This window comes from Nocardia sp. NPDC058633 (assembly GCF_042717045.1).
GTDB lineage: Bacteria > Actinomycetota > Actinomycetes > Mycobacteriales > Mycobacteriaceae > Nocardia.
Genome location: NZ_JBHXRA010000003.1, coordinates 93,552 through 114,072 on the forward strand (window position 1 = coordinate 93,552; position 20,521 = coordinate 114,072).

Consider the following 20,521-nt stretch of genomic DNA (forward strand, 5'->3'; position numbering starts at 1 on the left):
CTCTGTGGGCGAGGTCGGATCAGGGTTTGTTGGACATGGCGGCGATCAAAGAGTTGGGGCGCATGTCGAGCCAGTGGGATTCGACGTAGTGGAGGCACGAGGTTCGGGGGGCGGCGCCGAAGGCTACTGTCCAGCCGCCGGGGACGGCGGCGAAGGTGGGCCAGAGAGAGTGTTCGCCTTCGGTGTTGACCAGGACGTAGAACTGGGCGTTGTCGTCGTCGAACGGATTGGTCATGGGGTGGCCTTTCTGATCAGCGTGCCGAGGTGGGCCAATGTCGCTGGGGTGCCGTCGATTTCCCGCTGGGCGAGGTCGCTGGTGCGGAACAGCCGGTCGCGGTGGGTGGGGTCGACGGCCACGAAATGAGGGGTGAAGTCCGTGGTGGTGATGCCGTAGGCGGTGATGAGGGCGGCTAACCGGGTCGGATCGGGCGGTTCGGTGAGGACCACGGTCGCGCCGACGCGCAAGGGGAGCAGGAAGCCGTGCCAGGCGGTGGCGTCGCCGGAGTCGGCTTGGTTCAGGTAGACGTCGCGGGTGGTGAGGTTGTGACGGGCCTGCATGGCGGTGACCCGGTGGACCGCTGCGGCGTGGCTGATGGTGACGCTGTGCGTCGTGCCGGGCGGGAACAGCACGAAGGCGGGGTGTTGGGGCAGGATCGGGGCGCGATGTTCACCTCGGGCGATCGGTTCGCTGGAGTAGGTCGACAGGTCCACCCCGTCGACCGTGACGGTCGGGATGTCGTAGGCACCGAGGTGTTCGCGAGCGACGACGGTCAGTGCCAGTGCCGGGTTGACGACCGGTGGGGGCAGCGGGTTCGCGGTGTCGATCGGCACCACGGCGCCACCGGCTTTGAGGACCGCGTAGGTGGCGACCATGAGCTCGACGGAGCGTGGAACATCGACGAGGACAGTCGATTCCGGTCCGATGCCCAGCGCGGTGAGGTATCTGGCCAGTTGGTTGGTGCGCCGGTCGAGGTCACCGTAGGTGATGATCGACGTCGGGCCGTCGCTCGGCGCATGGACGACGGCCGGGTCGAAAGGGGTCGCGGCGGCTTGGGCTTCGAACTCGTCGAGCAGCAGTTCGCCGGGAAGTCCCGCCGAGGGGGCAAAGGGTCCGTCGTCGATGCGGCCGACGAATTCGATCTCCGCGGTCCAGGCGTCGCCCGGCGGCCTGCGACGCACCAGGTCGCCGGTCGCGAACATCCGGTCGTCCACCGGACCGATCGGGTTGGCGAGGAAGGTCGCGGCGGTGGCCTGCCTGCCGATGTAACCGCGCGCCAACTGCACGCCGGAGACGTAGAGTTCGCCGATCTCGCCGTCCTCGACAGGGCACAGGTGTTCGTCGAGGATCAGCAGTTCGACATCGTCGGCGGCCGAACCGAACGGGACGACCTCCAGGTCGGCGCCGGTCACCTCGTGGGCGACGAACTCGCCTGCGGTCTCGGGCCTGCCGTAGACGTGCCACAGGGTCGCTCCGCTCACCGAGCGCAGGGCCGCGGCGGTTTTCGCCAGGAGCGACCCTCCGGATCCGAGCACCACGCGCAGCGAATCCAGGCGTTCCTCGGCATCGGGCAACGCCGCCAGTTCGGCGAGCTCGGCATGGTCGAAACAGCCTGCGGTCACACCGGTTTCGGCGATCGCGTCGGCCAGCACCGCCGACGGCGAGACCACCAGCGTGGCGCCGTTCTGCAGCGCGAGCAGCATCTCCCCCACCGCGGCCTGTCCGGTCAACGGCGCGTGCCACAGCACCGAGTCACCGTTGCCGATGCCGCACAGCCGCTGACGCCAGCTCGAATTCGCTTGTGCGGCGCGGTGTCCGACGACGACGGCGGTCGAGGCGACGACATCGACCACCAGGTAGGCCGGGTTGTCCGCACCAGGCCCGGGTAGCTCATCGGGGGCGACCTCGACGGTGGCGTCGGTGCGCAGCACCGGGAAACCGGTGGGATGCGGCGTTCCGTCGGCGGTGAGGATCAATGTCGGCGCGGCCAGGTCGGCGGCGCGTCGCTGGTGGTCGTGGGGGCCGGCCGGGTCGAGCAGGACGAACGCGCCGCCCGCGACGAGTACCGCGTGCACGGCGACAACGAGTTCCGCCGAGCGTGGCAGCGACACCGCGACAGTGGTTTCGGGGCCGACACCGTGTTCGACGAGGGAAGCGGCCAACGCGTCCACTCGCTCGGCCAATTCGCCGTAGGTGAGCTCGATTTCGCCGTCGCGCACCGCGAGCGTGTCGGGCTCGCGTTCGGCGTAGGTGGAGAAGGCGGCGAGCAGGGTCGCCGGGTCACGTGGTCGATCGCCGTCCAGGTCACGCAGCAGCGCGGCGAGGGTGGCGGCGGTCGTGACCGAATCCGTGTGCGACATCAGAGTTGTCCTTCCGAGTCGTCAGCCGACCCTGCCTCGGCGATTACCGCGGCAGCATCGGTCACCAGTGTTTGCAGAGTGGAAGTGAGACCCGCGGCGCCGAGTGCGGCGAGCACGCCGGGCACGAGGCCGGCCAGCGCGACGTTCACCAGCGCCTCGGGTTTCATCTTCGCGCCCATCGCCCTGCTCACCGCGGCGAGTTTGGCGTCGAGTGCTCCGTAGGAGATGGCGTGCTCGCCGTGGGTGAATGCCACGGTCGCCGGCGCGAGCCGAGCTGCCGAACCGACGAGGCCCGGAAGGTCGGCGATTGTGTAGGTGGTCGGGGTCTTTTCGGCGTCGGTGCGCAGGTCGATCGCGCGCACCGCGACGGTGGGATCGGTGGCGACGGCGGTGAGGACTTTGCGGAATCGTTCGGCCAGGCCTCGCACGGTCGCTGCGTCGAAAAGATCTGTGGCGTAACCGAAGTGGCAATCGAGGTTGCTCAGGGAGCCGTCGTCGGCGTAGCGCTGTAGCGCGGTGAGGTGCAGGTCGTATTTGGCTTCGGTGAGGCCGGGATCCATGGTCTGGACGTGGAGCCCGGGTAGGTCGATACCGGCCGGTGGCATGTTCTGGAAGGTGAGCATCACCTGGAACAGCGGAGTGTAGGCGCCGGTGCGGGCGCGGCCCATGGCGTCGACGACCTGCTCGAACGGGACGTCGGCGTGGGAGAGGGCGGCCAGGTCGCGGCGCTTGGCTTGGGCCAGCAGGTCGGTGAACGCGGCGCGCGAGTCGATCTCGGTGCGCAGGGCGACGGTGTTGACGAACATGCCGACCAGGTCGTCGAGTTCGCGGGCGCCGCGACCCGATACCGGGGCGCCGATGGTGATGTCGGCGCTGCCCGATTGCTTGGCCAGCAGCACCGCCAGCGCGCTGTGCACCAGGGTGAACAGCGTGGTTCCGTGGGCGCGTGCCACGGCGTCGAGGCTTCGGGTGAGTGTGGTGTCGAGCTCGAATTCGATCGTCGCACCGCGCATTTCGCGTCGAGCCGCGCGGGGGCGGTCTGTCGGCAGGGTCAGCAGTTCGGGCGCACCGGCGAGTTCGCGGGTCCAGTAGGCGAGCTGCTGGGTGAGCACACTGTCGGGGTCGGTGTCGTTGCCGAGCAGGTCGCGCTGCCAGGCGCTGAAGTCGCCGTACTGGATGTCCAATGGCGCCCAGCCTGGTTCGAGTCCTCGACTGCGATCCACGTAGGCGCGCACGAGGTCTCGGGTGAGGGGGTCCATCGAGTAGCCGTCGGCGCTGATGTGGTGCACCACGACGACGAGGACGTGATCGTTGTCGCCGAGGCGGTAGAGGGCGACCCGGATCGGGGGCGCGGCGGTGATGTCGAAGGGTTGGGCGACGAGCGCCGCGATCCGGGCTTCGACATCGGTGGGGGCGACCGGGATGGGAGCGAGGTCGACGGCGGCGGACCAGGCGGGCATCACCTGTTGGACCGGTCCCTCGGCGGTGTCGGGGTACCGCGTGCGCAGGGTGTCGTGGCGGGCCAGGACGTCGGCGACGGCCGCTTGCAGTGCGGGTAGGTCGAGGTCGCCGGTGAGGCGCAGCGCGGCCGGAATGTGATAGGCCGAGGACTGTGGCGCGAGCTGGTGCAGCACCCACATGCGCTGCTGCGCGGGCGAGAGGACCGCGGGGCCCGCACCGGTGCGCTTGGTCAGCGGGGGGCGAGCCCCCGCGTGGTCGGAGGTGGCGAGGTGCTCGGCCAGCGCGGCCACCGTCGGCGCGTCGAAGACCGCGGCTACCGCCACATGGGCGCCGAGTGCGGCGCCGAGGCGGGCCGTCAGGCGGGTTGCCATCAGCGAGTTGCCGCCGAGAGCGAAGAAGTCGTCGTCGAGCCCGACGGTCGAGCAACCGATCACCTCGGTGAAGGTCTGGGCGACGAGCTGTTCGACCGCCGTGACCGGGGCGCGGAAGGCGGCCTCGACGAATTCGGGCGCGGGCAGGGCGGTGCGGTCCACCTTGCCGTTGGCGTTGAGGGGCAGCGCGTCGAGCACCACCAGGGCGGCGGGGACCATATAGGCGGGCAGCTCGGCGGCGAGTTCGCCGCGCAGTCGGGCCGCGATGGTCTGTTCCTCGCCGGGGGTCAGGTCGGTGACCGCCGCGTAGGCGATCAGGCGAGCGCCCGCTCGCTCGTCGGTCTCGGCCACGGCGACCGCGGCGCGAACGCCGGCGCAGCGAAGCAGCGCTGTCTCGACCTCACCGAGCTCGATGCGGAAGCCGCCGATCTTGACTTGGAAGTCGGCGCGTTCGAGGTATTCGAGGGTGCCGTCGGCGCGCCAGCGCACGATGTCGCCGGTGCGGTACATCCGCGATCCGAGCGAGCGGGTGACCGCCACATCCGTCGCGGTGGTGCGGGCCGTCGCGAAAGGATCAGCGACGAAGCGGTCGGCGGTGAGAGCCTGGCGGCCGTGATAGCCACGGGCGAGTTGGTCGCCGGCCAGGTAGAGCTCGCCGGCTACGCCGACCGGGACCGGCCGCAGGCGCGCGTCGAGGACGTAGACAGCGCTGTTCCAGGCCGGGGCACCGATCGGAACCACATGCGACAGGTCTTGGGCGACTTCGTATTCGGTGATCGAGACCGCGGCCTCGGTCGGGCCGTACAGGTTGTGCAACGCGGCGGTGGTGCCACTGGCACGGAACTGGGCGGCCGTGGCGACGGGCAGCGCTTCGCCGATGGCGAGGACCGCGCGTAGCGAATCGTGCAGTGCGGGAGCGGTTTCAGTGGTCAGCAGCATGCCGACGAGCGAGGGCACCGCGTGCAGGACGGTGACGCCGTGCCGGGTGATGGTGGCGCGCAACCGGTCCGGGTCGCGCTCGTCGCCGGGGCGGGTGACGATCAGGGCGCCGCCGGAGGTCAAGGGGGACCAGAACTCCCAGACCGACAGGTCGAAGGTGGCGGGGGTTTTCAGAAGAACGCGGTCGGTGGTGGTCATGGTGAAGCGGTCGTGCAGCCACGCGAGCTGGTTGACGATCGCGGCATGCGCGACGGTGACGCCCTTGGGGCGGCCGGTGGAGCCGGAGGTGAAGATGATGTACGCGGGGTGCTCGGGGCGCAGTGCGGTGATGCGCTCGACATCGGTAACCGGCTCGGTCGACAGCTCCTGGAGCGCCCGATGATCCAGTTCGAAAACGGGAACGTCCACCGACAGCGGTAGGCCGTCGGCGGCGGTGGTGAGCACGCACAACGGTGCCGCGGTGGCGACGATGTAGGCGATGCGGTCGACGGGATGGTCGGGGTCGATCGGCACATACGCCCCGCCCGCCCGCACGACGGCGTGCATGGCGATCACGAGATCGATGCCGCGGCGCATGGCCAGCACGACGGTGCGTTCCGGGCCGACACCCTCGGAGATCAGGAGCCGGGCCACGCGGTTGACCTGGGCGTCGAAGGTGGCGTAGTCCAGGGACTCACCGGTTTCGTCGTCCACCAGCGCGAGCGCACCAGGGGTTCGCCGCGCCTGGCGGGCGACCAGTTCGGCGAGCGTGGTCGGCTCGACCGGGTGCGTGGTGTCGTTCCAGGTCTCGAGCAGCAGGGTGCGATCGGCGCCGAGCAGGTCGAGATCACCGACGGCGGTACCCGGTGCCGCGATGACGGCGTCGAGGATCCGGCGCAGCGCGGCGGCGAAACGCTCGGCTGTCTCGGCGTCGAACAGCTCGGTGGCGTAGCCGAGTGCCATCTCGATTCCCGCCGGAGCGCCCTCGTCGGTGTAGTTGTCCAGGGCGAACAGGTGCAGGTCGAACTGCGCTACGCCGGAGTCGAATTCGATAGCCGACACGGTGAGGCCGGGAAGTTCCAGGTCGGCGCGCTCGTGGTTCTGGAACGAATAGCCGACCTGGAACAGCGGGTGCCGCGCGGTGGAACGGGCCGGATTGAGCACCTCGACCAACCGCTCGAAGGGCACATCGGCGTGGGAGAACGCGGCGATGTCGGCGGTGCGGGCGGCGACGAGCAGATCGGTGAACGGCGCGTCGCCCCTGACGGGGGTGCGCAGGACGAGGGTGTTGACGAACATGCCGATCACCTCGTCGAGCTCGGCTTCGCCACGGCCCGCGTTCGGAGTGCCGATGGCGATGTCGGCGGTACCGGAGACCCGCGCCAGCAGGGCCGCGAAGGCCGCGTGCACCACCATGAACAGGGTGGCGCCGTGACCGCGCCCGAGGGCGAGCAGCGCGGCGTGCAGGTCGGCGTCGACGGTGAAGCTCACCTTGTCGCCGCGCAGGCTCTGGCGAGCTGGGCGGGGCCGGTCGGTCGGCAGCGCCAACTGATCGGGCAGTCCGGCCAGCTGCGTACGCCAGTAGCTGACCTGTTGGGCGGCAAGGGATTGCGCGTCGGCCTCGTCGCCGAGCAGGTCGTGCTGCCACAGCGCGTAGTCGGCGAACTGTACGGCCGGCGGTGCCCACCCGGGTGCGGTGTCGGCCAGCCGGGCGGTGTAGGCGCGCATCAGGTCGGCGACGAAGGGGGCGATCGAGGAGCCGTCGGCGGCGATGTGGTGCAGGACGGCGGCGAGCACGAACTCGGTGTCGGCCGCCTGGAACAGGCGCATGCGCACCGGGACCTCGGTGGTGACGTCGAAGGTGGTCTCGGCCAGTTCGCGAATCGCCGAGGGCAGGTCGGCGTCGGTCACCTCGATCGGCGCCAGCGTGGGAGCGGCGTCGGCGGCAGCCATGATCATCTGTGTCGGGGTGCCGTCGAGGTCGGCACCCGCGCCACGCGACACCGGGTACACCGTGCGCAGTGACTCGTGCCGGGCGACCACGTCGGCCATCGCGGCCTGCAACGCACCGGTATCGAGCGCACCGCTCAGGCGCAGCGCGAACGGAATGTTGTACGCCACCGACGCGCGGTCGAAGCGGTTGAGGAACCACATGCGCTGCTGTGCCGGCGACAGCGGAAGGATCTCGGGGCGGGCCCGGCCGACGAGCGCGGGCCGGTCGACGCGCGACTGAGCCTCGACGGCCGCGGCCAGTTCGGTGACGCGCGGCGCCTCGAACAGGGTGCGCACACCGACGCGCCGATCCAGGGCCGCACCGATGCGGGCGACAGCCTTGGCTGCCAGCAGCGAGCTGCCGCCGAGGGCGAAGAAGTCGTCGTCGGCGCCGATCGGCTGGTCGTCGGCACGACCGAGTACTTCGGTGTAGACGTCGGCGATGATCTGCTCGGTGACGGTGGCAGGCCTGCGGTAGGCGCTGGTCTCGAAGACGGGGACGGGAAGGGCGGCGCGGTCGAGTTTGCCGTTGACCGTGAGCGGGATGCGGTCCACCGGCACGACGGCGGCCGGGAGCATGTGCTCGGGCAGGGTCCGCGCCAGCTCCTTGCGCAGGGCCGCGGTGTCGAGGTCGGCGGACTCCGCGACCAGGTAGGCCACGATCCGCGGCTCGTCGACCAGATCGGTCCGAACGAGCACCGCGACCTCGCGCGGGGCGACCGAGCTGCGCAGCAGTGCCGCCTCGATCTCGCCGAGTTCCACGCGGAAACCACGCAGGTTCACCTGCTGGTCGGCGCGACCCAGGTATTCGAGATCGACTTCGGGTACCGCGCCCGCACCATCGGACACCACCGTCCAGCGGGCGAGGTCGCCCGATCGGTAGGCGATGGATCCGGGCGGACCATAGGGGTCGGCCACGAACCGGCTCGCCGTCAGTTCCGGGCGACCCGCGTAGCCGCGCGCCAACTGCGGTCCGGAGACATAGATTTCGCCGGGCACGCCGACCGGAACGGGACGTAGGCGAGAATCGAGCACGCGCACCGCGAGTCCCGCGATGGCACTGCCGATCACGCTGGCCGGGCCGAGGTCGGGGGTGATCTCGCGGTAGGAGACGTGGACGGTGGTCTCGGTGATGCCGTACATGTTCACCATGCGGGGCGAGTCCGGGTAGCGGGCGAACCAGCCGGCCAGGCGTTGGGGCTCGAGCGCCTCGCCGCCGAAGATGACTGTGCGCAGGGCATATTCGGTGGGCACGGGGTCGGCCGACTCCGCGGCGATGAGCTGGTAGAACGCGGACGGCGTCTGATTGAGGACGGTGACGCCTTCGGTGCGCAGCAGTTCGCGGAACTGTTCGGGCGAGCGGGATGTGAAGTAGTCGACCAGTACGACCGAGCCGCCGTGGAGCAGGGCGCCCCACAGTTCCCACACCGAGAAGTCGAAGGCGTAGGAGTGGAACATCGTCCACACGTCCGAGGGACCGAAGCCGAATCGCCGTGCGGTGTTGTCCAGCAGGGCGACGACATTCCCGTGCGCGACGACGACGCCCTTGGGGCGGCCGGTCGAGCCGGAGGTGTAGATGACGTAGGCGGCGTTGGCCGGTGACAGCGGTGCCCGCCGGTCGGCGTCGGTCAGGGGTCCGGCGTCGTAGTCGGACAGGTTGTCGGCGGCGGGGTCGATGACCGGGCCGCCGAACCAGTCGCGCGCCAGGCCCGAGTCGTGGTTGGTGATGGCGCAGTGCGGGCGGGCGTCGTCCAGAATGTATTCGATGCGATCGGCGGGGTAATGGGGGTCGATCGGCAGGTAACCGCCGCCTGCCTTCAGCACGGCGAGCAATGCGGCGGGCAACTCCACCGAGCGCGGGAGTGCCACCGCCACCAGAGATTCCGGTCCGACGCCTGCGGCGACGAGACGTCGGGCGAGGCGGTTGGACCAGGCATCGAGCTCGGCGTAGGTGAGGGCTGTCTCGCCCGCCTTCACGGCGACGGCGTTCGGGCCGAGGGCCGCGGCGCGAGCGAACCGGTCGACCATGGTGTCTGCGGCAGCCACCGAAGCCCCGGTGGACGCCCACTCGTGCAGGGTGCGTTGCTGTTCCTCGGCGCTGAGCAGTTGGATGTCGCCGACCACCACGGTCGGGTCGGCGACGACGGCGGCCAGCACCTGGGCGAAGCGCCGGGCCAGCACGGCGACGCTGTCGGCGTCGAAGAGATCGGTGGCGTAGGCGATTTCGATGGACATGCCGTTCGCGCGGCCGTCGATGTCGTCGGACTCCCCGACGGTGAACTGCAGGTCGAACTTCGCCACCGCGGCGTCGACGTCGATGGGCTCGACTCGCAGGTCGGCGGCCGCCAGCGCGGGAACCGTGAAGTTCTGCAGCACCAGTGCCACCTGGAACAGGGGGTGGCGGTTGCGGGCCCGCGCCGGGTCGAGGGCATCGACGACCTGCTCGAACGGGATGTCGGCGTGCGAGAGCGCATCGAGGTCGCCCGCGCGGACGGCGTCGAGGGCGGTCTCGAACTCGGCGCGCGGATCGATCTGGGTGCGCAGGACGAGGGTGTTGACGAACATGCCGATCAGGCCGTCGAGGGCGGCCTCGCCACGGCCAGCGACCGGGGTGCCGATGGCGATGTCGCCACTGCCGGACAGCCGGGCCAGGAGCACGGCGAGTGCCGCGTGCACGGTGCTGAACAGGGTGGCCTCGTGCTTGCGCGCCAGTTCGCGCAGTTCGCTGTGCAGATCGGAGTCGATCTGGAAGCGGTGCACGGCGCCGCGATAGGTGGAGACAGCGGGGCGGGGCCGGTCGGTCGGCAGCTCGAGCTGCTCGGGAAGACCGGCGAGGCCGCGACGCCAGAAGGCCAGCTGCGTGTGGGCGAGCGAGGCGGGATCGGTGGCCGCACCGAGGTTTTCGTGCTGCCACAGGGCGAAGTCGGCGTACTGGATCGGCAGCGGCGACCACGCGGGGGTGGCGCCGGTGCGCCGCGCCGCGTAGGCGACCATCAGGTCGGCGGCGAGTGGACCGAGCGAGAAGCCGTCCGCGGCGATGTGGTGGACCACCAGCACCAGCACGTGCTCGCCGTTCACCGCGAACAGGGCCGCGCGCAACGGAATTTCGGTGGTGAGATCGAATCGGACCGCAGCGCAGGACAAGAGGCGTGCGGGCAGTTGGGCCTGGGTGATCGCCTCGGGCCGCAGGGTGAGTTCAGTGGTGTCGCAGATGAGCTGTTCGGCGCCCTCCGGCCCGTCGGGGTAGCTGGTGCGCAGGGTTTCGTGCCGGGTGATCACATCGGCGAGTGCGGCTTCGAGGGCAGCGACATCCAGGTCGCCGGTGAGGCGCAACGCGACGGGGATGTTGTCGACGGCGTCGCCGATACCGTCGACGTCGGCGAGATAGCGGTTGAGGAACCACATCCGGCGCTGCGCCGCCGACAGTGGAATACGTTGTGGGCGTTCGCGCGTGGTGAGTTCGAGGCGCCCACCGGTACCGCGCAGTGCGGTGCACCGCTCGGCCAGCTCGGCCACGGTCGGTGCGTCGAACAGCAGTCGAACCGGGATCTGGGTATCGAGGGCGGCGCCGAGGCGGGCCGCGACCTGGGTGGCGTTGAGCGAGTTGCCGCCGAGGGCGAAGAAGTCGTCGTCGAGGCCGACTTCGCGGTCGGCGGGGAAGCCGAGCACCGCGGCGAAGGTCGCGGCGACGATGTGTTGCACCTGGGTGGACGGGGCGCGGAACCGCGCTGTCTCGAAACTCGGCGCGGGCAGCGACTTCCGGTCGAGCTTGCCCGAGCTGTTGAGCGGGAACCCGTCGAGCACGACGAAGGCCGCGGGGACCATGTAGGCGGGCAGTGTGCGGAGCAGGGCGGACTTCACCGCGTCCACGTCGAGGTGCTGTGCCGTGACGAGATACGCGACCAGCACCTCGTCGCGGACGACGACCGCGGCCTGGCTGACCTCGGCGAGCCCGGACAGTACGGCCTCGATCTCGCCGAGTTCGATCCGCAGACCGCGCAACTTCACCTGGAAGTCGGTGCGGCCCAGGTATTCCAGTTCTCCGCTCGGCGTCCAGGTGACGAGGTCGCCGGTGCGGTACATGCGCTCGGCGCGAGTGAACGGGTTGGCGACGAAGCGGTCCGCCGTCAGATCGACGCGCCCGGCGTAGCCTCGCGCGAGTTGCGCGCCTGCCAGATACAGCTCGCCGGGAACGCCGACGGGGACCGGGCGCAGGCGACCGTCGAGGACGTACACCTGGGTGTTGTGCACAGGTGCGCCGATCGGGACGGAGACGGTGTCGGCGTCGATCACCTCGTGGAAGGTGACGTCGACCGCGGCCTCGGTCGGGCCGTACAAGTTGTGCACAGCCGTACCGGTGCGCTCACGCAACAGATGTGCCGGAGCGGGCGCCAGTGCCTCGCCCGAGGCGAACACCAGGCGCAGCGAGGCGCAGCTTCCGGCGCCGGACTCGGTGGTCGCGGCCTGCGCGATCGCCGCGTCGCCGCGGGAATCCGCCTCGTCGAGCGCGGCGACGAAGACCGCGAGCATCGACGGGACGAAGTGGGCGACGGTGACCTGCTCGGCGTCGATCAGCCGGGCCAGGTAGGCCGGGTCGCGGTGGCCGTCGGGCAGGGCCAGCACGAGGCGGGCGCCGATCTGCAGGGGCCAGAGGAACTCCCAGACCGACACGTCGAAGGTGGCGGGGGTCTTCTGCACGACGACGTCGGCGGGGGTGAGGCGGTAGGCGTCCTGCATCCACACCATGCGGTTGACGATCGCGGCGTGGGTGACGACGACGCCCTTGGGCTTGCCGGTGGAGCCGGAGGTGAAGATCAGGTACGCGGCGTTGCCGGGAGCGAGGGTGGCCAGCCGGTCGGCGTCGGTGATCGGTGTCGACGAGTAGTCCGCCGTATCGACTTGTTCGAGATCGAGGATCGCGGGGCGCGCGGCGGCCGACTCCACAGCGCCGAAGTCGATGTCGTCGATCGCGCGGGTCAGTACGCACACCGGGTCGGCGGCCGCGATCACCTGGGCGATGCGTTCGGCCGGGTGGTCCGGGTCGAGCGGCACGTAGGCGCCGCCCGCGGCGAGGACCGCGTACATGGCCACGACCAGGTCGGTCGAGCGCCGTATGCCGAGGGCCACGGTGCGGTCGGGGCGCACGCCGATCGAGATCAGCAGTCGAGCGAGGCGATTCACCTCGGCCGCGAACTCGGAGTAGGTTGACGACATCCCGTCGAAGGTCACCGCGGTCGCATCCGGGGTGCGCTGGGCCTGCGCGCAGAACAGCGAGGACAGTGTCATGCGCTCGTCGACGGGGTACGCGGTGGCGTTCCAGGTGTCGAGCAGTCGGGTGCGCTCGGCGGTGTCGAGCAGGTCGATGTCGCCGATCACGACGTCGGGATCGGCGGTCACCGTCTCCAGCATCCGCAGCAAGCGGGTGCCGAAATCTGTGATGGTCTGCGCGTCGAACAGGTCGGTGGCGTACTCGAAGCGGGCGAGCAGGCCGTCGGCGGTTTCGCGCAACGTCAGGTGCAGATCGAACTTTGCTGTCCGGGTGTCGATCTCGAGTTCCGAGGCGGTCAGGCCCGCGAGTTCGAGTTCGGTCCGGGAGTTGTTCTGGAAGTCCAGCATCACCTGGAACAGCGGGTGCCTGGCGGTCGAGCGCTCGGGGTTGAGCACCTCGACGAGGCGGTCGAAGGTGACGTCGGCGTTGGCGAGGGCCCGCAGGTCGCTGTCGCGAACCGTGCCGAGCAGTTCGGCGAAGGTCGCGTCGGAGCGGATCGGGGTGCGCAACACGAGGGTGTTGACGAACATGCCGACCAGATCGTCGAGCGCCTGGTCGCCGCGACCGGCGACCGGGGTGCCGATCGCGATGTCCTGCTGGCCGGACAGTGCGGCGAGAGTAGCGGCGAATGCGGTGTGCAGCACCATGAACAGCGAGGAGTTGGCTCGGGTGCCGATATCGCGCAGTCGTTCGGTGATCGCGGCGGGGACCGTGAAGGCATGGCGCGCACCGCGCCCCGAGGTCACAGCAGGGCGGGGACGGTCGGTGGGAAGCGACAGCAGGTCGGGTAGGTCTGCCAGTTCTGTTGTCCAGAAAGCGATCTGCCGTGACAGCGACGAATCGGCGTCGTCCTCGGCGCCGAGCGCCTCGCGCTGCCAGAGCGCGAAGTCGGCGTACTGCACCGGCAGCGGCGTCCACTGGGGCGCGGTGCCGACCAGGTGGGCCGCGTAGGCGACCATCACGTCACGGGTCAGCGGGGCGACGGACCAGCCGTCGGCGGCGATGTGGTGCAGGACGAGGACGAGTACGTGCTCGTCGGGGGCGGTGTGCAGCAGGTGCAGACGAACCGGGGGTTGCTGGTCGACCGCGAACGGGACGGCGGCCAGCGCGCGAATACGGTTGTCGAGGTCGACCGGCGCGACCGCGTGCGGTTCGAGGGTGATCCTCAGCTGATCAGCGGCGAGCACCTGTTGGAACGCCACGCCGTCGACCGCGGGGTAGCGGGTTCGCAGCGCCTCGTGCCTGGCGAAGACCGCGGCGACGGCCGCGTTCATCGCGGCGTAGTCGATGGCACCGCTCAGGCGAATGGCCGCGGCGATATTGTCGGCGACCGATTTGGCGTCGAACTGGTTCAGGAACCACATGCGCTGCTGGGCGTAGGACAACGGAATCCGGTGCGGCCGTTCGCCTGCCACCAGCGCGGGCCGGGGTGCGACCGCTGCCGTGGAGCCGAGCAGCGCGGCCAGGTCGGTGACGGTCGGCGCTTCGAACAGCGCTTTCAACGACACCGAGCGACCGAGCGCGGTGCCGAGACGGGACACCACCTGGGTGGCGACGAGGGAGTTGCCGCCCAGCGCGAAGAAGTCGTCGTCGGCGCCGATCTGCTCCACTCCGAGGACCTCGCCGAACACCTGGGCCACCACGGACTCGGTGCCGACGGCGGGCGCCCGGAAAGCGCGCGCGGCGAACACCGGCTCCGGGAGGGCCTTGCGGTCCAGCTTGCCGTTGGGCGTGAGTGGCAGCTCGTCGAGCACGACGAACGCGGACGGCACCATGTGCGCGGCCAGAGTCCCGCGCAGGGCCGCGGCGATCGCGTCGAGATCGACCAGCTCGCCGGGCCCGTCGGCATCGAGAGCGTCGGCTGTTTCCGCCGCGCGTCCGGCACGCGCCGCGTCGACGGCGGCGGGCACGAGGTAAGCGACGAGTTGGTCGCCGCGATGCGCGTCGGCCCGGACGAGCACGACAGCCCGGCGAATCGACGGCAGGGCGAGCAGAGCGCTCTCGACCTCGCCGAGTTCGATGCGAAAGCCCCGGAGTTTGACCTGGTCATCGTTGCGGCCGAGATATTCGAGGGTGCCTTCGCCGGTCCAGCGGACCAGGTCACCGGTGCGGTACATCCGCTCGGACGGCGCCCAGGGGCAGGCGATGAAGCGGGCCGCGGTGAGCGCCGCGCGGGAGCGGTAACCGCGAGCCACCTGGGCGCCGGCGACATAGAGCTCGCCCGCGACACCGACCGGGACCGGCTGCAGCCGCGAGTCGAGGACCCACTGGGTGATGCCGCGAAGTGGCGTACCGAGGGTCAGCGGGGAGTCGGCGGCCAGCGGTGCGCTGATGTTGGTGGCGACGGTGGTTTCGGAAGGGCCGTAGGCATTGACGAACGCGCGCGGCACTTCTCCGGCGGTCCAGCGGGCGATGAGGTCGGGCGGGCAGGCTTCGCCGCCGACCATCACCATGCGAAGGGCCTCGAGTCGGGCGGGGTCGAGCACGGCCAGGCCGGACGGGGTCATCAGGGCATGGGTGACACGCTGATCCGAGAGCAACTGGGCCAGTTCGTCTCCCACGTGGCGGCCGGGCACAGCGATCACCAGGGTCGCGGCGGAGTTCACCGCGAGCAGCAGTTCCATCACCGAGATGTCGAACGACGGGGAACCGACCTGCAGGACACGGGCGTCGGCGGTGCCGAACATCCGGGCGGTCTCCTCGGCGGCGAAACCGGCGATGCCCGCCTGGGTGACCAGCACGCCCTTGGGCAGGCCGGTGGAGCCGGAAGTGTAGATGACGTAGGCGAGGTGCTGAGCGCGCAGGGGGCGGACGCGGTCGACGTCGGTGACGGGATCACTGGAGCGGCAGGCGCATTCGGCCATCAGCTTCAGTTCGTCGAGCACCAGCCAGTCGATCGGGCCGGGGAGCGCGCAGTGGCACTGCGACACCGTAAGGCCCAGTCGCGCACCGGAATCGGTCACCATATGGGTGATCCGATCGAGCGGGTAGCTCGGGTCGACGGGCAGCCAGGCCGCACCGGACTTGGCGATCGCCCACACCGCGAGGACCGACTCGACGGAGCGGGGGATGCCGACGGCGATCACGTCGTCGGGGCCGATGCCGCTGTCGACGAGGACCCGGGCAAGGCGCGAGGACGCCCGGTCGAGTTCGCGATAGGTGAGGGTGCGCTCGCCATCGGTGACCGCTTCACGATCCGGGTCGGCGTCGACGGCCGTTGCCAGGAGGTCGGGGAGCAGACCGGTGGCGGTGACAGGCGCTCCGCGCATGCCGGTGAGCTGGGAATGTTCCGGCGCCGACAGCAGCGGCAGGTCACCGACCGCGGTGTTCGGGTTGGAGACCGCCGCGGCCAGCAGTCGAACGAAACGCGCACCGAGAGTGTGGATCTCGGGCTCGTCGAACAGGTCTGTGGCGTAGAGGGCGAGGGCTTCTATGCCCGCGGGTTCGCCCGCCGCGCCGCGGCGTTCGGCGAGGGTGATCTGTAGGTCGAACTTGGTGATGTCGAGCTCGATCTCGCGCACCGTGACCGGCGAGCCCGCGAGGTCGAAGGTGGTGTCGAGGACGGCCTGGAAGTTCAGGGCCACCTGGAAGAGCGGGTGCCGCGACTGCGAGCGGGCCGGGTTGACGACGTCGACCAGACGATCGAAGGGGACGGTGGCGTGCGCGAAGGCGGCCAGGTCGGTTTCGCGGGTGTGCTCGAGCGCCGCGGTGAAGCCCGCGGCGAGGTCGACCTCGGTGCGCAACACGAGGGTGTTGACGAACATGCCGATCAGGTCGTCGATGGCGCGGTCGCCGCGGCCCGCGACACCGGTACCGATGGCGATGTCGGTGGTTCCGGACAGTCGCGCGAGCAGCACGGCCAGCGCGGTGTGCAGGACCATGAACAGCGAGGCACCCGCCTGCTGGGCCAGCTCGGCGAGCCGCCGATGCAGGTCGGCGTCGATGGTGAAGGCGGTGCGCGCGCCCCGCATGCTCGGCTCGATCGGACGCTGACGGGCCGAGGGAAGCTCGAGCTGGTCGGGCAGGCCCGCGAGAGTCCGTTCCCAGAAGGCGATTTCGCGCGATGCCAGCGACTGCGGATCACCTTCGGCGCCGAGGAGCTCGCGCTGCCAGAGCGCGTAATCGGCGTAGTGCACCCGCAGTGGCGACCACTGTGGATCGGCACCGTCGGCGGCGCCCCGATAGGCGGTGAGCACGTCGCGCACCAGCACCTGCAGCGAGACACCGTCTGCCGCGATGTGATGCAGCACGACAGCGAGCACGTACTCCCCCACCGGGCCCGGCGCGTCCGCCGAGAAGACCACACCGTCGCCACCGAGGGGCTCGGCGGCTCGTCGCGCCGCGGAGTTGTCCACAGCCGTGTCGGTGGTCTGCGCGACGACGAAGATACGCGCGCGGAATGGAGCTTCGCGTTCGAGATCGAACCCGGCGCGGGCGAATCGCGCCAGCTGGGCGTCGATGTCGGCGGCCGACACCTCGATGGGATCGCCGATGCGGCTCGGTCCGGGCTCGAGAACGACCTGTTCGGCGACCTCACCGCCGGTGGCGTCCACCGCGGGAAACACGGTGCGCAGGGCCTCGTGGCGATCGACTACCGCATTCAGGGCCGCGACCAGGGCTGGAAGGTCGGCGGTGCCGCGCAGGTGGATGGCGAACGGCATGTTGTAGCCGGGGGCCGAGGGGTCGAAGCGGTTGAGGAACCAGATTCGTTGCTGTGCGGGGGAAAGCGGGATCAGGGCCGGGCGGGGGCGCGCGGTGAGCACCGGGAGTTGGGCCGAGACGCCGGTGTCGGCGCGCTCGGCGATGGCGGCGGCCAGTCGGGCGACGGTGGTCGCGCCGAACAGGTCGCGCACGCCGAGGCGGCAGCCGAGATCGGCGCCGAGGCGCGCCGCCACCTGGGTGGCGACCAGACTGTTGCCGCCAAGGGCGAAGAAGTCGTCGTCGCGGCCGATGCGGTCGAGGCCGAGCACCTCGCCGAACACCCGGGCCACCGTCTGCTCCACCGGGCCGACGGGCTCGGCGTAGGTGACGACGGTGCGGGCGGGGGCGGGCAGGGCCTTACGATCCAGCTTGCCCGACGCGTTCACGGGGAGGGCATCGAGCAGCACGAACGCGGCGGGCACCATGTAGGCCGGCAGCGCGCGCAGCGCGGTCTCGCGCAGATCGGCGATCGCGACCGCGCCCGGTTCGGCTTCCACGACGTAGGCGACCAACTGCTCGCCGACACCGGCGTCGTCACGGACCGTCACCACCGCGCGTGCCGTGGAGTCGACGCTCTCCAACACGGCTTCGATCTCGCCGAGTTCGATCCGCAGCCCACGCAGCTTCACCTGGAAGTCGGTGCGCCCCAAGTATTCCAGCTCACCGTTGGTGGTCCAGCGAACCAGGTCGCCGGTGCGGTACATCCGATCACCCGGCAGCGGGTGCGCGGCGGAACCGTACCCGCCGCCGGACACCGCGGGCGCGGCGACGAAACGTCCGGCCGTGAGCTCGGGACGTCCGACATAACCCCGGGCGAGCTGTACCCCCGACAGATACAGCTCACCCGGAGCCCCGACTGGAACAGGCCGCAGCCGTGAGTCGAGAACATGGAGCCGGGTGTTGAACACCGGCGCGCCGATCGGCACCGTGACCCGGTCGCCGTCGTTCACCTCGTGGAAGGTGACGTCGACGGCGGCCTCGGTCGGGCCGTAGAGATTGTGCAGCCGGGCACCGGTCAGCAGCCGCAGCCGCTGCGCGGGCGCGGCGGGCAGTGCCTCGCCGGATGCGAAGACGAGCCGTAGCGACGTGCGCTCGGCGATTTCCTGTTGGGACAGAAAGACTTCGAGCATCGATGGCACGAAATGCGCGACAGTGACGCCGTGTTCGGCGATCACCCGGCGCAGGTACGCGGGATCGCGGTGCCCGTCCGGCTCGGCCAGCAGCAGCGTCGCACCGATCTGCAAGGGCCAGAAGAACTCCCACACCGAGACGTCGAACGTCATCGGGGTCTTCTGGAGCACCACGTCGACACCGTGCAACCGGTAGGTCTGCTGCATCCACACCAACCGATTCACGATCGCGGCGTGCTCCACCGCGACCCCCTTGGGCAGGCCGGTGGAACCGGAGGTGAAGATGACGTAGGCGGGGTGAGCGGGGCGCAGCGGCGCGGTGCGGTCGGCGTCGGTCAGCGGGGCGTCGTCGTAGTCGCTCAGGTCGAGGGCGTCCACGGCCAGCACCGGCAGCCCGTCGACGTGCGCACCGTCGCGGGTGGTTGTGAGCACGGCGGCCGGGGCGGCGGTGGCGAGGATGTGCGCGATGCGATCGGCCGGGTGATCCGGATCGATGGGCACGTAGGCGGCGCCCGCCGCGAGCACCGCGTACATCGCGACGACGAGGTCCGGCGATCGCCGGATGCTCAGTGCCACCAGGGATTCCGGGCCGATGTTGTCCGCACGCAGGCGCCGGGCCAGCTGGTTGACTCGTTGAGCCAGCGCGCGATATGTCAGCGCCGCGTCATCGGCAGGCGTGCCGTCGGCATGCCGGGCGGCATCGGTTCGCGATGTCGTCGCCATCCGCACGGCCACGTCGTCGGGGGTGCGCGCGACCTGGGCTTCGAACATCGCGGGCAGCGTCGCCACGGGCACCGAACGCTCGGCGAGCGCGGCATCGACGTCGAACCGGGTGGAGTTCCAGATCCGGGTGCTGACCTGCAGTTCCAGCTCGGTCGCCACCTCGATCGCGCTCAGCGCGGTGTCCAGGTCGGCAGCGGCCAAGCGCTCGAGGAAACCGAGGAAGCGGGCGTGGTGCCTGGCCAGGGTGTCGGCGTCGTAGAGGTGCGGGTTGGCCTCGAAGTCGACGTGCACGCGGTCGCGGTCGCCGTAGTAGACGTTGAGGCTCAGATCTTCGATCGGGCCGGTGGACAGCACCCGGTAGCGGCCGGTGGTGGTGCCGAGGGTGAGGTCGCTGCGGAAGAGCATGAAGTTGGCGAGCGGGCCGAACAGCGCGCGCCGGGCGGGGCGGCCGTCGTCTTCGGCGTCGCGACGGATGTCCTCGGCCCGGTAGCGCTGATGACGCAGCGCACCCGCCACCTCGACCCGCGCGGCGCGCAGCAGTTCCCCCCAGGTGGCGGCCGAACCCGCCGCGCCGGTGGGCAGACGCAGCGGCACGATGTTGGACAGCATGCCCGCCGAGCGGCGCATGACGGCGGTGGTGCGGGCGGTGACGGGCAGGCTCAGCACCGCGTCGGGGCGGTCGGTGAGGCGGCCGAGATAGGCCGCGAAGGCGGCGAGGAGTACAGCGGAGATGGTCGAATCATCGCTGGCGGCAATGGTTTCCAGCCGCTCGACCAGCTTCTCCGACAGGCGCCCGCCGGTGACCAGGTTGATCGCCGAACGCGGCGCGGTGCGGCCGTCGAGCGCGGTGGGGCTGTCCAGGCCCGCGATGCGTTGGGCCCAGTGCTCACGGTCGCCGACGAAACGGGTGCTCTCGCGGTAGCGCTGCTCACCTTCGACCAGCACCGACAGCTCACCCGGCACCACCTCGCGCGCCGAGGTACCCAGCATCCGCGCGGTATAGAGCTCGGCGATGCGCTGGGAGTTGGTGAACGCGCCGTACCCGTCGAGCACGATGTGATGACCGCGCAGATACCAGAACCAGCGCTCCTGCCCGACCCGCAGCACCGCGCCCGCCACCAGCCGGTCGGCGAGCAGGTCGATGGGGGCGCCGAACTCCGCGCGCATCCATTCCTGCGCGGCGGCGACGGGGTCGTCGTGGTGACGCAGATCGATCAGCGGCAGCTCTTGTTCGACCGCGATGGTGTGGTCGACGTACTGGTACGGCACACCGTCGGACTCGCCGATTCGCACCAGCGGCGAGCCGTAGGCATGCGCGGCTTCGGCCGTAACCTGCTGCAGCACAGCGGCATCCAGTTCACCGTCGATGTCGACGTACTGGGCGATGGTGATCGGGACGTCGGGGTCGAGCAGCTGCGCGTACCAGACACCCAGCTGGGCGGGAGTCAGCGGAAACGGCAGACCTGCGACCTGCGCTTCCTGTGGTCGCGCGCTGTACCCACCCAACTCCGTACCGTGCACCAGAGCCTCCTCGTATCGCGAAAGAACAGCAGATCGAACGTTTTCGGGCAGCACGAATACACCTCGTGAACCGGAAG

At 70.3% G+C, this 20,521-nt stretch carries 3 protein-coding genes; all 3 read right to left on the bottom strand.

All coding sequences use genetic code 11. The features are described 5' to 3' along the window. Nucleotides 1-19: 19 nt before the first annotated feature. From ACFWUR_RS04405 to ACFWUR_RS04415, 3 genes are read right to left on the bottom strand one after another with little or no spacing between them, the layout of a single operon-like run. On the bottom strand, nt 20-235 hold the full coding sequence (locus ACFWUR_RS04405) for an MbtH family protein (RefSeq protein WP_266293539.1): 216 nt from the start codon (nt 233-235) through the stop codon (nt 20-22). Then, complete coding sequence (locus ACFWUR_RS04410) at nt 232-2,358, bottom strand: AMP-binding protein (RefSeq protein WP_378901746.1); 2,127 nt, start codon at nt 2,356-2,358, stop codon at nt 232-234. The genes ACFWUR_RS04405 and ACFWUR_RS04410 overlap by 4 nt, the downstream gene beginning before the upstream one ends. Next, the gene (locus tag ACFWUR_RS04415) at nt 2,358-20,444 is read right to left on the bottom strand and encodes a non-ribosomal peptide synthase/polyketide synthase (protein ID WP_378901750.1); all 18,087 of its coding nucleotides are present in this window, start codon (nt 20,442-20,444) and stop codon (nt 2,358-2,360) included. The genes ACFWUR_RS04410 and ACFWUR_RS04415 overlap by 1 nt, the downstream gene beginning before the upstream one ends. Nucleotides 20,445-20,521: the final 77 nt, after the last annotated feature.

What these genes read in the sequence shown, in the direction of transcription:
- ACFWUR_RS04405 (WP_266293539.1), bottom strand. Translation starts at nt 235, where the DNA reads ATGACCAATCCGTTCGACGACGACAACGCCCAGTTCTACGTCCTGGTC.
- ACFWUR_RS04410 (WP_378901746.1), bottom strand. Translation starts at nt 2,358, where the DNA reads ATGTCGCACACGGATTCGGTCACGACCGCCGCCACCCTCGCCGCGCTG.